Source organism: Luteimicrobium sp. DT211, from assembly GCF_049844995.1.
In the GTDB taxonomy this organism is placed as follows: Bacteria; Actinomycetota; Actinomycetes; order Actinomycetales; family Cellulomonadaceae; genus Luteimicrobium.
Genome location: NZ_JBNCMC010000001.1, coordinates 487,118 through 500,293, shown reverse-complemented (window position 1 = coordinate 500,293; position 13,176 = coordinate 487,118). Strand labels below are relative to the sequence as shown.

At 73.0% G+C, this 13,176-nt stretch carries 13 protein-coding genes; 6 read left to right on the top strand and 7 right to left on the bottom strand.

Going from position 1 to position 13,176, the window contains the following annotated elements; genetic code table 11:
• Positions 1-15: 15 nt before the first annotated feature.
• Together ACLQ14_RS02290 and ACLQ14_RS02285 are read right to left on the bottom strand one after the other, a co-directional pair.
• Positions 16-762, bottom strand: coding sequence for a GNAT family N-acetyltransferase (locus ACLQ14_RS02290; protein WP_425809451.1), 747 nt, complete (start codon positions 760-762; stop codon positions 16-18).
• A gap of 28 nt (positions 763-790) precedes the next feature.
• A complete protein-coding gene (locus ACLQ14_RS02285) occupies positions 791-2,719 on the bottom strand; it encodes a cation:proton antiporter (protein WP_425809449.1) in 1,929 nt (642 codons plus the stop codon).
• Between the two features lie 147 nt (positions 2,720-2,866).
• On the opposite strand from ACLQ14_RS02285, the gene ACLQ14_RS02280 reads away from it, so the two are divergent.
• The 3 genes from ACLQ14_RS02280 to ACLQ14_RS02270 are packed head-to-tail and all read left to right on the top strand — an operon-like array spanning position 2,867 to position 4,214.
• Positions 2,867-3,268, top strand: coding sequence for a hypothetical protein (locus tag ACLQ14_RS02280; protein ID WP_425809447.1), 402 nt, complete (start codon positions 2,867-2,869; stop codon positions 3,266-3,268).
• 33 nt (positions 3,269-3,301) lie between these two features.
• The gene (locus ACLQ14_RS02275; protein WP_425809445.1) at positions 3,302-3,676 is read left to right on the top strand and encodes an SHOCT domain-containing protein; all 375 of its coding nucleotides are present in this window, start codon (positions 3,302-3,304) and stop codon (positions 3,674-3,676) included.
• Between the two features lie 4 nt (positions 3,677-3,680).
• Positions 3,681-4,214 carry a GNAT family N-acetyltransferase gene (locus ACLQ14_RS02270; protein WP_425809443.1) on the top strand — a complete coding sequence of 178 codons (534 nt, stop codon included), beginning with the start codon at positions 3,681-3,683 and terminating at the stop codon, positions 4,212-4,214.
• 3 nt (positions 4,215-4,217) lie between these two features.
• On the opposite strand, the gene ACLQ14_RS02265 is transcribed toward ACLQ14_RS02270, so the two are convergent.
• From ACLQ14_RS02265 to ACLQ14_RS02255, 3 genes are all read right to left on the bottom strand, one after another.
• The gene (locus tag ACLQ14_RS02265) at positions 4,218-4,835 is read right to left on the bottom strand and encodes a copper resistance CopC family protein (protein WP_425809441.1); all 618 of its coding nucleotides are present in this window, start codon (positions 4,833-4,835) and stop codon (positions 4,218-4,220) included.
• On the bottom strand, positions 4,832-5,569 hold the full coding sequence (locus ACLQ14_RS02260) for a YcnI family protein (protein WP_425809439.1): 738 nt from the start codon (positions 5,567-5,569) through the stop codon (positions 4,832-4,834). The genes ACLQ14_RS02265 and ACLQ14_RS02260 overlap by 4 nt, the downstream gene beginning before the upstream one ends.
• A gap of 64 nt (positions 5,570-5,633) precedes the next feature.
• On the bottom strand, positions 5,634-6,332 hold the full coding sequence (locus ACLQ14_RS02255; RefSeq protein WP_425809437.1) for a hypothetical protein: 699 nt from the start codon (positions 6,330-6,332) through the stop codon (positions 5,634-5,636).
• A 131-nt stretch (positions 6,333-6,463) separates the two neighbouring features.
• Between ACLQ14_RS02255 and ACLQ14_RS02250 the strand changes: the two genes are divergently transcribed.
• From ACLQ14_RS02250 to ACLQ14_RS02240, 3 genes are all read left to right on the top strand, one after another.
• Positions 6,464-7,324 (top strand): dienelactone hydrolase family protein, encoded by an 861-nt coding sequence (locus ACLQ14_RS02250; protein ID WP_425809435.1) that lies wholly within the window; start codon positions 6,464-6,466, stop codon positions 7,322-7,324.
• A 109-nt stretch (positions 7,325-7,433) separates the two neighbouring features.
• Positions 7,434-8,699, top strand: coding sequence for an ATP-binding protein (locus tag ACLQ14_RS02245; protein ID WP_425809433.1), 1,266 nt, complete (start codon positions 7,434-7,436; stop codon positions 8,697-8,699).
• A 63-nt stretch (positions 8,700-8,762) separates the two neighbouring features.
• On the top strand, positions 8,763-9,953 hold the full coding sequence (locus ACLQ14_RS02240; RefSeq protein WP_425809431.1) for an ATP-dependent DNA ligase: 1,191 nt from the start codon (positions 8,763-8,765) through the stop codon (positions 9,951-9,953).
• A gap of 92 nt (positions 9,954-10,045) precedes the next feature.
• Here ACLQ14_RS02240 and ACLQ14_RS02235 read toward each other — a convergent pair whose 3' ends face one another.
• Both ACLQ14_RS02235 and ACLQ14_RS02230 read right to left on the bottom strand, forming a co-directional pair.
• The gene (locus ACLQ14_RS02235; RefSeq protein WP_425809429.1) at positions 10,046-12,349 is read right to left on the bottom strand and encodes an MMPL family transporter; all 2,304 of its coding nucleotides are present in this window, start codon (positions 12,347-12,349) and stop codon (positions 10,046-10,048) included.
• A 136-nt stretch (positions 12,350-12,485) separates the two neighbouring features.
• Positions 12,486-13,166 (bottom strand): TetR/AcrR family transcriptional regulator, encoded by a 681-nt coding sequence (locus ACLQ14_RS02230; RefSeq protein ID WP_425809427.1) that lies wholly within the window; start codon positions 13,164-13,166, stop codon positions 12,486-12,488.
• Positions 13,167-13,176: the final 10 nt, after the last annotated feature.

Below are 13,176 nucleotides of genomic sequence, written 5' to 3'. Positions count from 1 at the left end.
CGGCACGAGCGCTGGTCAGCCCCGGGGGGTGCGCGCGATGACGAACCGCACCGGGGTGCGCACCTCGAAGCCGAGCCGCTCGTAGAGCCGGATCGCGCCGGTGTTGGTCGCGGACGCGTGCAGAATCGCCTCGTCCCCGCGCTCCCGGACGCCGTGCACGACGGCGCGCACCAGCCGGGCGGCGAGGCCCTGGCCGCGGTGGTCGGGGTCCGTGCAGACGGCGCTGACCTCGGTCCAGCCGGGCGGCTGCATCCGCTCGCCGGCCATCGCGACGAGCCGGCCCTCGCGCCTGATCCCGAGGTACGTGCCGAGCTCGACGGTGCGCGGGCGGAACGGCCCCGGCTCCGTCCGGGCGACGAGGTCCAGCATCTCGGGTACGTCCGCGGCGCCGAGCACGACGGCCTCGGGGTCGGGCTGCGCGTCCACGCCGACGGCGACCATCTGCACGCCGTCGCCCGCCCAGCCGATCTCCCACCCGTCCGGGACGTTCGTGACCGGACCGGTCAGGCCGAGCTCCACGCCCGGCCCGACGAGCGCCGCGAGGTCGTCGAACGCGGACGACGGCGCGTCGTCGGGCAGCGCCACGAAGGGCGAGACCTCCGGGTCGTAGCGCAGGGCCACCCCGTGCTGCTGCGCGAAGCGCCGGTGCGGGCCGCGCAACGCGTGCCACGCGGGGTTGTCGAGGACGGCGAGGTCGCGAGCCGGGGCGGTCTCGGTCCCGGGCTCGGCGGCGGGGTCGGCGGGAGTGGTGGTCGTGGGCACGCCACGGGAACCGCGCGGCACGGGCCCGCTATTCCGCCGGACGCGGCGCCGGGTCCTCGTCGTCGTGCGAGCCGCGCAGCTCGAGGCCGATCTCGTCGGCGTCGAGGACCTCCAGCACGCTGCCGAGCGCGTCTGCCGAGTACGTCCCGACGTCGCGGATCCGCAGGAGCTCGTCGCGCTGGGCCTGGATGACACGGATGCGCAGCTCGCGGTACTGGTCGTAGCGGGTGTTCTCGGAGCCAGGGACGAGGTCGAAGCCGTTCTCGTCGACGATGCGGACGGACTCGCGCCGCACCAGCTTGACGACGCCCGGGTCGAACGGCGTGCCGTCCGCGCGGGCCAGGCCGTCGCGGTCGCACTCGGCGGCCGCCGTCCCGGCGAGCTCGGCGACGAGCTGCTGCCGCTCCTTGCGGGCCGCTCCGCCGTCGTCGACGGCGAGGCCGAGCCGGCGCACGATCCAGCCGAGCGTCCCGCCCTGGAGGAACAGGCTCCCTGCCGCGACGATGAACGCGATCAGGACGAGCAGGGCGCGGTGGTAGTCGTCGTTGCCGGCGACGGTCTCGGGCAGCGTCTGGGCGGCGGCCAGGGTGACGACGCCGCGCATGCCCGCCCAGACGAGGACGACACCCTGCTTCGCCCCCAGCGGCTCGCCCGTGAGGTAGTCGATGTCCGCGACACGGCGGTCGAGGAAGTCCTGGAGGCGGCCCTTGCGCTGCTCGTGCTGCTCCGCGCGCTGCGCCTCGTCCATGCCCTCCATCCGGCCCTCGAGGCGGGTGTGCCCCTTCTCGAGCCGCCGCTTGAGCCGGCGCCGCCGCCGCTCCGACAGCGGCTTGCCCGCGAGGTCGGTGAGCGGGACCTGGCGATGCTCGCCGGACCCGTCGGCGTCCGATCCGGGCACGAACCCGTCGGACGAGTCGAGCCGCTCCTGCGCGCGGGCCAGGGCGGTCCGCTGCTGCTTCATGTCCCGCCGGTCGCGGCGCAGGGCGAAGAGGAACGGCACCAGGAACCCGGTCCGCACCACGAGCACGCCGACGAACGCGACCGCCGCGATCCCGACCGCCTTCATCGCGCTCTGGTGCTCCTCGTGCACCTCGGTGACCAGGCCGAACAGCTCGAGCCCCATGAGCAGGAACACGGCGCCCTCGAGCAGCAGCTCGACCGTGCGCCAGTTCGACTCCTCCGCCCGGCGGTCCTGGGGCCGCAGGTACCGCGGCGCCCCCTGGCCCATCACGAGGCCCGTCACCACGACGGCCACGAGCCCGGACGCGCCCAGGTGCTCCGCGGGGAGGTACGCCACGAACGGCACGACGAACGACGCGGCCGTGTTGAGGACGGCGTCCTGGATCCGCGCGCGCAGCATGAGGCTCACGCGCCCGACGACGAACCCCACCGCGACAGCGACGACCACCGCGTAGACGAAGTCCCAGGCGACGTGGCCGAGCGACACGGCGCCGGCCATCGCCGCGACCGCGGAGCGCAGCACCACGAGGGCGGACGCGTCGTTGAGCAGCGACTCGCCCTCGAGGATCGTGACGATGCGCGGCGACACCCCGAGCCGCTTGACGATCGACGTCGCGACTGCGTCCGTGGGGCTGATGATCGCGCCCAGCGCGATGCCCATGGGCAGGGTGATGTCGGGGACCACGAGGTAGAGCACCCAGCCGATCACGACGGCCGTGACGATCACGAGGACGACGGACAGCCCCCCGATGAGCTTGAAGTCCCGCCGGAAGTCCATGGTCGGCATGCTCACGGCCGACGAGTACAGGAGCGGTGGGAGGACGCCGCCGAGGATGAGCTCCGGCTCGAGCTCCACGGCCGAGACGAACGGCAGGAAGCTCACGGCGACGCCGACGACGACGAGGATGAGCGGCGCGGCGATGCCGAGACGGGGCGCGAACGCTGTCACGACGATCACCGCGAGCGCGCCGAGCACAAGGGGGATGGCAAGGTCCACGGGCGGCCTCCGGCGGCGGGTGACGGGCCCCCAGGTTATCGTCCCGGCACTCGGGCAGGCCCGGCGAACCGGGGCGAACCGGACCGTGCGGGTACACCACCGCACTTCGCCGCGACGAACGCCGCCCTCGGCGCTACGTTGAGCGCCATGGTGGTCTTCCTGATCCGCACCGCGATCTTCCTCGGTTCCGCCGCGCTCGGGCTCTGGGTCGCGTCGTTGCTCATCGACGACGTCCACCTGACGGTCAGCGGGTTCATCGTCGCGGTGGTCGTCTACTCCCTCGCGCAGTGGATCCTGACGCCGTTCATCCTCCGGATGACGCGCCGCTATGCCAACGCCTTCATCGGCGGCGTGGGCCTCGTGTCCGCGTTCGTCGGGCTGGCGCTCGCCTCGATCATCGGCGACGGCCTGTCCATCACGGGCGGCGTCGTCCCGTGGATCCTCGCGACCCTGGTGGTCTGGCTCGTGACGGCCGTCGCGACGCTCGTCCTGCCCCTGATCTTCCTGCGCAACCGGCGCGAGGAGAAGAAGAACGCCGCCTCGGCCTGACCGTGGGGCGTGACCGACGAAAGGTGACCGACCGTGACCGTGTGGGACTACTTCTGGTGGATCATCGGGGTCTTCCTCTTCATCGCCTACATCTTCGTCCTGATCCAGATCTTCACCGACCTGTTCCGTGACCGGAAGCTGTCGGGTGGGTGGAAGGCCGTGTGGATCGTCTTCCTGATCATCCTTCCGGTGATCACCGGGCTGGTGTACCTGATCGCGCGCGGGCGCGGGATGAGCGAGCGGCAGGTCGCCGCCGTCTCCGACGCGAGGGCGCAGGCCGACACGTACATCAAGCAGACGGCCTCGACGACGCCCGCCGAGCAGATCGCCACCGCGAAGTCGCTGCTGGACGCCGGGACGATCTCGCAGGAGGAGTTCGACCGCCTCAAGGCCCGCGCGCTCGCCTGAGCGCGTGCGGCCGGCCGACAGCATGGATCTCGTCCGGGCGACCGCCGACGACTGGCAGGCGATGCGCGACCTCCGGCTGGAGATGCTCGCGGACACGCCGCTCGCCTACCTGGAGACGCTCGAGTCGGCGCGGGCGCGCACGGACGAGCAGTGGCGCGAGCGAGCCCGGCAGCACACGCTGCCGGGCTCGCTCGTGCTCGGGGCCGTACCGGTACGAACGACAGCGCCGGGCCGCCAGGAGCCCTGGGTCGGCACCATGACCGGCTACCGGCGGCCCGACGGCGTCCCGTGCCTCGCCGCCGTCTACGTCGCGCCCGCGCACCGGGGCACCGACCTGCCGCGACGGCTGCTCGCGGAGGTCGTCGCATGGGCCCGGGACGAGGTCGGCGCCGACCGGCTCCTGCTCGAGGTGCACGAGCACAACCCGCGCGCCCGCCGGTTCTACGGGCGCGAGGGCTTCGAGCTCACGGGCGGCTGGACGCCCTACCGCCTGGACCCCAGCACGCGCGACCTCGAGATGGCGCTCGCGCTGCGGTGACGGTCACGCGTCGGGTTCGTCGAGCGACCGCCGCGCGCGCCGGGTGAGCAGCACGACGACGACGGCAGCGAGCAGCACGACGACGCCCACCACCCCGACCACCACGCCCGGCGAGACCGAGCTGCTGCCGCTGGTCACGGTGCTCGTGGCTGCGCCCGCCTTCGCGGTCGACCCGCCGCACGGCGCCGCGGCCTGCCCGGCCGCGCTCGGGACGCCCGACCCCGGCCGGTAGTCGAAACCGAACGTCCCCGAGACGGGGTGTCCGTCGGCGGACACGATCCGCCACGTCACGGTGTACTGCCCGGCGTCGCCGAGCGCCGTCGGGACGGAGATCGTCCGCCCCGACACGGCGGGGCAGCTCGTCTCGAAGTGCTTCCCCGCCGGGTCGGTCACCTGGAGCACGGTCGTCGAGCCGTCGCGCTGGGGGTCGAGGACGACGTCGTCGAACGTGACGTCGACGGTCGGCACGGCCGCGTCGACCGTCGAGTCCGCCTTCGGCGTGGTCGAGACGACGTAGTCGTGCGCGGACGCCGGGCCGGCCACGAGGACGGAGCCCGCGAGGCCGCCGAGGAGCGCCGCCGCACCGATCGCGGCCACCAGGCCGCGGCTCGCCCGCCTCACGGCGCCACCCGCCGCGTGCGGCGCAGCGCCACGACGCCCGCGCCGAGGCCGGCCGCGCCGAGCACCAGGCCGCCGACGCCGAGCCCCACGGCGACGCCCGAGGTGCCGCCGTCGTCGTCGGCGTCGTCGCTCGTGCCGGCTGCGGCGGTCGCGTCGACCGACGCGTCCGCGGGCACGACCTGAAGGACGGGCGCGGGGTGCTCGGGCTCCTCGCCCGACGCCGGCGTCGCCTCGTCCCAGTCGACGACGCTGCCGTCGGAGTACGTCTGGTGGGCGGGCAGCTCGAGGCTCGTGACGTCGTCGGGCACGGGGCCGGCGGAGACGCTGAACTGCTGGAACTGCCCCGGGGCGACGGCGTGGCCCTTCTCGGCGGTCCAGATCACCTGGGTGGGGGCCTCGGTGATCGTGGCGCCGGCCTTGGTCTCGACGGGCTTCGCGAGCTTCGTCGTGACGACCTTCGTGGTCCAGCCGGGCACGGGCTGGTAGGACACCGAGCTGAACGGGTGGTCGGCGGGCAGGTCCACGACGACCTTCGTGGTCGACGCGGTCGCCGACTCGGTCGGGACGCGGAACGTGAGCACCGCGTAGCTGCCGGCGGCCGCCTGGTCGGGCGTGACGCGGACGTGCGCCTCGGCGGCGAGCGGTGCAGCGACCGTGAGGGCGAGGGCGGCGGCGCCCACAGCGAGGGGGCGGGCGAGGCGGGCAGCGCGAGCGCGCGGGGAAACGACGGACATGACGATGAGCTCCTGGATGTCGGCAGGACGAACGGGGACCACCCGTCGTCGGATGACGACGGGCTCAGGCGGCGAGGGCGAACCCGCGCCTCGGGGGTCCCCGACGGCCGAGCCCGCGGCGCGCGACGACGAGCGCCCGGCACGGACCGGGGGCGGCGTCCACGGCGGCGGCACGGAGCGGCACGACGACCGGGCCCGCAGCGACCGACTCGACCCGCGGTCGGACGACCGACCACCAGCGGACCGCGGCGAGCGCAGCCCGGTCGCCGAGGACCAGCAGGACCGCGGTGACGAGCACCGCGACGGCGTGCGCCGCGAGCATCCCCGGCGAGGCGGTCATGCCCATGTGGGCGGTCCCGGCCGCCGCGGCGCTGGTCAGGGCGTGCGCGGACGTCCCGCTCGGGACGGCCGCCATGCCGGGCATGCCGTGCGCGGCGAGCGACGCGGGGCCGGTCGCGTGAGAGCCGGAGGTCAGGACGCCGAGCCCGACGTGGAGGGTGACCTGCAGCGCGCCGAGCGCGGGCACGAGCGTCGCGGCGCGGAGTCGCCCGAGCGCGAGCACCCCGGCGACGGCGACGCACAGCGCCGCGAGTGCCGTCAGCCCGAGTCCGCCGGGGATCCTGCCTCCGCCCAGTGCGTGCGCGCCGAAGCCGGTCGCGAGCGCCGTCGACGCGATCAGGACCACCCGCGCACCCCGCGCGTAGGGCCGCACGACGTCGCTCAGGAGGCCTGCGCCGTCCGAGCTGCCGAGGGTCCCGTCCACCCCGCCAGGCTACCGGTCCGCCCGTCCCCTCCCGCCGAACACGGGCTGCCCGCCCGTCTGGCCGAGCAGACAGGCGCGGGCCCCGTGGTCGGCGGGCGGGTGTCCCGTACTCGGGCGTAACGTCCGATGACATGACCGATCCGTCCGCGTCCGGCCCCGAGGCACGCCGCTTCCCGACGACGACGCCCGCCACCCCCTTCGACCCGACCGCCTACCCGCCCGCCTGGCACGAGGTCGTAGGGAGCGTCCCGGAGCGCGAGGGCTCGCGCGTCGTCGGGGCGCCGGTGCGGTACGGGCACACGAGCGCGGGCGGCACGACGCGGTGCGAGGGCTACGTCGCCTGGGACGACGCGCTGTGGGACGACCCGGCGGCCGCCCCGCGCCCCGCGGTCCTGCTGGTCCATGACTGGCTCGGCGTCGGGCCGACGGTGCAGGCCCGCGCCCACATGCTCGCGCGGCTCGGCTACGTGGCGTTCGCCGCCGACGTCTACGGGATCGACGGGCGACCGGCCTCGCACGGCGACGCGCCCGCCGTCGCCGGGCGGTACTACGAGCACGTCGCGCTGCTGCGCGCGCGGCTCCACGCGGCCTACGAGTGGCTGGTGGCCCAGCCCGCCGTCGACGCCGGCCGCGTCGTCGCGGCGGGCTACTGCTTCGGCGGGTCGGGCGCGCTCGAGCTCGCCCGCACCGGCGCCGACCTCCGCGGCACGGTCGCGTTCCACGCCCGGCTCGTCACGCACGACCCGTCCGACGCCGCCGAGATCCGGGGCCGCGTGCTCGTGCTGGGCGGCGGCGACGACGCCGTCGTGCCGGACGACGCGGTGCACGCGTTCACCGACGAGCTGCGGGCCGCGGGGGTGCCGTGGGAGGTGACGCTGTACGGCGGGGCGCCGCACGCGTACACGATCGCCGACCAGCCGTCGTTCCGCCCGGAGGCCGACCGCCGGTCGTGGGTCGCGTTCACCGACTTCCTGGCGCGCGTCCTCGCCTGATCGGCTGGCAGTTCTGGAGCTCTCCGGATGGCAGTTCTGGAGTTCGCAGCCCGGCAGTTCTGGAACCCAAGGCCTGGCAATTCTGGATCTGCAGGGTACTCTCGGAGTTGTGGACGCGTCCGAAGGCCTGGTCAGACGGAAGATCTACGACGTCGCGATCGCCCGAAGCCATGAGACACCCGTGCTCCTCCTCGAGGGGCCGCGGACCGTCGGCAAGTCGACGCTCCTGCATCAGCTCGCCTCCCAACTCGGGGGTCGGACGCTCGACCTTGACGACATCGATGCCCGAACCGCGGTGGCACAGGATCCCGGGACCATGCTTGGCGGCCAGGGGCCGGTCCTCATCGACGAGTACCAGCATGTTCCCTCGGTGCTGGACGCGATCAAGACCCGGCTCAACGTCGGGGCCCAGCCCGGCCAGTTCGTCCTGACCGGGTCGGCTCGCCACGAGGCGTTGCCTCGCGCCGCCCAGGCGCTGACGGGCCGCTTGCAACGTCTGCAGGTCGACCCGCTCGCACAGAGCGAGATCGACGGAACCGCTCCCAACCTTCTGTCGCGGCTGCTGAGCTCACCTTCCGAGACCGTTGCGGCCGCACCCTCGACGACAGACCGCGACGAGTACATTCGGCGTGTCGTCAGGGGAGGGTTCCCCATCGCTCTGTCTGCCTCATCGGTACCGGCACGGGGGCGATGGATCGACGACTACGTGCGGCTGACCCTCGAGCGCGACGTCGAGGAGCTCTCCAAGGTGCGTCAGGCGCACGCACTCCCCACCGTCCTCGAACGTGTCGCCGGGCAGACCGCGCAAGTCCTCAACACCGCACGGATCGCCCATGCGGTCGGCCTCGACGAAAAGACGACGCGCGACTACCTCCGACTGCTCGAGGCCGTCTTTCTGCTCCACCTGCTTCCTGCGTGGGATCGGACGCTGACCAAGCGGACGGCCGCCCGCCCCAAGATCCACCTGCTCGACACCGGGATCTGCGCACGGCTTCTCCGCCTCTCGTCCGGCAAGCTCGCGCTTCGCGAACCTGCCGCAGCGACGGAGTTCGGCCACCTGCTGGAGACGTTCGTCGTCGAGGAGATCTTGAAGGAGGCCGGATGGACGGATGAAATCACAGGGTTCGGACACTGGCGCACCCGGGACGGGCACGAGGTCGACCTCGTCCTCGAGACGGACGAGGGCCGCGTCCTCGCGTTCGAGGTCAAGGCCGCAGCGCGCGTGGGCGGAGATGACTTCCGGGGCCTGCGCAAGCTTCGCGAGCTCCTGGGGGAAGGATTCGTCGCCGGCGTCGCGCTCTACACGGGTGCCCGCAGCTACACGTACGAGGATCGTCTCCACGTCATGCCGGTCGACCGGCTCTGGAACCCATGACCGGGAAGGGCCCGTGCTGTCCTCGGCGGGCTGGGATCCCGTGTTCGGCCTAGCGTGGGGCCCGTGGCCGACGACGACTCCCCCGTGCGCTTCGCGTCCCTGCCCGTGCGCCCGCCGGTGCTCCCGATGCTCGCCAAGGCGGTCGCGACCGTCCCCCGCGACGACGCGGCCGACGACGCGGACGCTGGTTGGTCCTACGAGCCCAAGTGGGACGGCTTCCGCTGCATCGTGTTCCGCGACGGCGACGTCGTCGAGCTCGGCAGCCGCAACACCAAGCCCCTGACGCGGTACTTCCCCGAGGTGGTCGAGGCCCTGCTGGCCGCGCTGCCGGAGCGGTGCGTCGTCGACGGGGAGCTCGTCGTGGTGCGGCCTGACGCGGCGGACGAGAAGGGCACCGGCACGAGGCTGGACTTCGACCGCCTCCAGGACCGCATCCACCCCGCCGCGTCGCGCGTGAGGTTGCTGGCCGAGCAGACCCCGGCCTCGCTCGTCGTCTTCGACCTCCTGGCGCTGGACGACGAGGACCTCACGGGGCGGCCGCTGGCGGAGCGCCGCAGGCTCCTCGAGGACGCCCTGGGCGACGCGAGCCGCACCCGGGTGACGTCCGCGGCGGACCTCACGACGTCGTCGGGGGTGTACCTGTCCCAGACCACGCGCGATCCGGACGAGGCGCAGCGGTGGTTCGAGGTGTTCGAGGGCGCGGGGCTCGACGGCGTCGTCGCGAAGCCGCTCGCCTCCACCTACCAGCCCGACAAGCGCGGCTGGGCGAAGATCAAGCACGAGCGCACGGCCGACGTCGTCGTCGCCGGGTACCGCCTGCACAAGACGTCGACGGAGGAGCGCCCGCTGCTCGGCTCACTGCTCCTCGGCCTGTACGACGACGGCGGCGTGCTGCACCACGTGGGCGTCGCCGCGTCCTTCACTGCTGCCAGGCGGGCGGAGCTGGTCGACGAGCTGGGGAAGCTCGAGATCCCGCTGACCCAGCACCCCTGGGCGCGGTGGCAGACCGATGCCACCTCCGGGGACTCGCGGCTGCCCGGCGGGGTGTCGCGCTGGAACGCGAAGAAGGACCTGTCGTTCGTGCCGCTCGACCCGGTGCTCGTGGCCGAGGTGCGGTACGAGCACATGGAGGGCGACCGGTTCCGGCACACCGCCCGGCTCGTCCGGTGGCGCGACGACCGGGACGCCGAGACCTGCACGTACGAGCAGCTCGAGGAGGTCGCGCGCTACGACCTGGCGGACGTCCTGCGCTGACCACAGCACACCTCGCGAGGTAGCGCCTTTCGCCCCAGGTAGCGCGGATTGCGTGCTACCTGGGGCGAAAGGCGCTACCTCGCGGGTGGGCGTCAGGCGGACGCGCCCACCGGCTCCTTCTCGCGCTCGGCGGCCTCGGCCTCCAGGCGCTTGACGAGCTTGTCGCCCTCGACGTCCAGGTTCGGCAGGATCCGGTCGAGCCACTTCGGCAGCCACCAGGCCTTCTCGCCGGCCAGCGCCATGACGGCCGGGATGAGCGTCATCCGGACGACGAACGCGTCGATGAGGATGCCGAAGGCCAGGGCGAAGCCGATCTGCTTGATCATCGTGTCGTCGCCGAAGATGAACCCGGAGAACACGGAGATCATGATGATCGCCGCCGCGACGACGACGCGCGCCGCCCCGCGGAACCCGTCGACGACGCCCGCGACACCCGGGTGCCCGTGGACGTGCGACTCGCGCATCGAGGACACGAGGAACATCTGGTAGTCCATCGCGAGCCCGTACAGGATCCCGGTGACGATGATCGGCAGGAAGCTCAGCACCGGGCCCGCGGTGTCGAAGCCGAGCAGGTTCTTGGCCCAGCCCCACTGGAACACGGCGGTCGTCGCGCCGAGCGCGGCGCCGATCGTGAACACGAACCCGAGGGTCGCGGTGAGCGGGACGAAGATCGACCGGAACACCAGCATGAGGATGATCAGCGAGATCACGACGATGATCGCGAGGTACGGCACGAGCGCGCCGGACAGGATCCCCGACATGTCGATGTTGATCGCCGTGACTCCCGTGACCCCGAGCGTGACCCCGGCCTGCTGGGCGAGCCCGGCGTCGCGGAGGGTCTTGACGAGGTCGACGGTGTCGTCGTCGGTGGGGCCGCCGTCGGGCACGACGGTGAACGTCGCGGTGGTGCCGTCCGCGGACACCCCACCGGGCATGACCTGCACGACGTGGTCGACGCCGGCGAGCGTCGTCTTGACCTGCGTGATGGCGGCGGCGTCGAGGCCGTCGTCGTCGCTCGCAACGACGATCAGCGGGCCGTTGAGGCCCTCGCTGAAGCCGCTGCTGATGGCGTCGTAGGACTGCCGCTCGGTGGTGTCCGTGTTGGACGACGCCGCGGACGGCAGGTTGAGGTTCATCTTCGTGACCGGGACGGCGAGCGCCGCCAGCACGACGACGACCCCGACGGTGACCCACGCCGGACGGCGCGCGACGCCCTTGACCCAGCGCACGGCCGGGCCGCTGGTGGTGCCGTCCGAGCTGGCGGCCGTCTTGGCGGCGTGCTTGTCACGCTGCTTCGCGGTGACCAGACGCTCGCCCACGAAGCCGAGCAGCGCGGGCAGGAGCGTCAGCGCGACGAGCACCGCGATGACGACCGTCCCGGCGGCGACGAGGGCCATCGTGGTGAGGAAGCTGATCCCGATGATCGACAGGCCGGACAGCGACACGACGACGGTGAGGCCCGCGAAGAACACGGCGGAGCCAGCGGTCCCGACGGCGCGCGCGACCGCCTCGTGGGCGGCGAGGCCCTTGTCGAGGACCAGCCGCCTCGCTCGGTTCACGATGAACAGGGCGTAGTCGATGCCGACCGCGAGCCCGATCATGAGCGCGAGGATCGGCGTCATCGAGGTCATGTCGATGACCGACGACAGCGCGTACGCCGAGCCGACGCCCACCCCGACGCCCACGATCGCGGTCAGCAGGGGCATGCCGGCGAGGCGCAGCGATCCGAGCGTGAGGAACAGGACGATCGCGGCGATGACGAGGCCGACGACCTCCTTGGGCCCCATCGGCGACTCGATCGTCTGGGTGAGCTCGGAGCTCGGCAGCACCGTGAGCCCGGCGTCGTGCGCAGCGCTCGCGTCGCCGACGACGCTGTCCGTCGCGCCGGACGGCAGCGACATGGGGTCCTCGGTGAGCTGGAAGCTCAGCATCGCGACGCTGCCGTCACCCGACACGGTCACCCCGGGCACGACGGTGCCGTCGACCGTCAGGGGCTCGAGCTTCAGGTCCCCGACGGGTGCGAGCGCCTTCTGCATGTCGGCCGAGACCTTCTGCTGCGTCTCGCCGCCGCTCGCGTGCACCACGTAGGGGTTGTCGTCGAGGGCCTTCACGACGTCGTCGATGGCCTGCGCCTGGTCGCCCTGGTCGACGCGCGCGCCGTCGGACGCCTGGAAGACGAACGTCGCGCTCGTCCCGCCAGCGGACGGCATCTTGCTCTCGAGCTGGTCCATGACCGCCTGGGACTGGGTCCCGGGGATGGAGAAGGACGTCGACGTCTTCGGCGGGTTGATCGCGAGCAGCGCGCCGACCGCGACGAGGACGACGAGCCAGCCGAGGACGAAGCGGCCGCGTCGGCGGTACGCCAGCTTTCCGAGTCGGTACAGCAAGGTGGACACGTGGGGCTCCTCAGAGTGGTGCTGAGTGGTGCGGCTGCGTCGTCGGAGCCTGGAACGGGATGGTGCGGGTGGTGCTGACAAGGGGTCGGGCGGGGTGCTCGCTAGGAGAGACGGGGCGGGCGGCCGGGACGTGACATCAGGTCCGGCACTCGGCCATGGGCGGGAGGAGGGCACGGAGCTGGTCGATCACGTCGTCGAGCGCGAGCGCACCGTCGGCGTCGCCGTCGACCTCGCGCACGTGGAGCCGGCGCGAGTACACGGCTCCGACGGTCGCGATGATCGCGCCCGGGATCGCGTACGCGTACACGGGCTGCAGCTCGACGCCGGCGTGGGCGGCCGCCTTGCCGCGCATCAGATCGACGACCTGGTCGCCGGCGGAGTGCTCGAGGCCCGCGAGGTGCGGCACGAGCTCCGGGCTGTCCTCGGCGAGCGCGATGAGCGCCCGGAACGTCTCGACCGACCCGGGCGACAGCAGCGTGCGCACCGCCATGTCCAGGAGATCGTGGCCGGCGCCGTCGGAGCCGCGCTCCAGCGCCTCCTGCTCCTCGGCGATGGCGCGCTCGACGTCGTCGAGGAGCTCCGCGAGCTGGAGCTGGACGATCGCGGTGACCGCCTGCTCCTTGGAGCTGAAGTAGTTGAAGAAGGTCCGGCGGGACACGTCGGCGCGGCGGGCGACGTCGTCGACGGTGAACCCGTCCAGGCCGTGCTCCCGAGCCAGCGCGAACGCCGCGGTCGCGAGCGCCTCGCGCGTGGCCTCGCGCTTGCGGGCGCGAAGGTCGGGCGCCGGGCGGGCGTCGTCGGGGGCGAGAAGGGTCATGCCGTCCAGC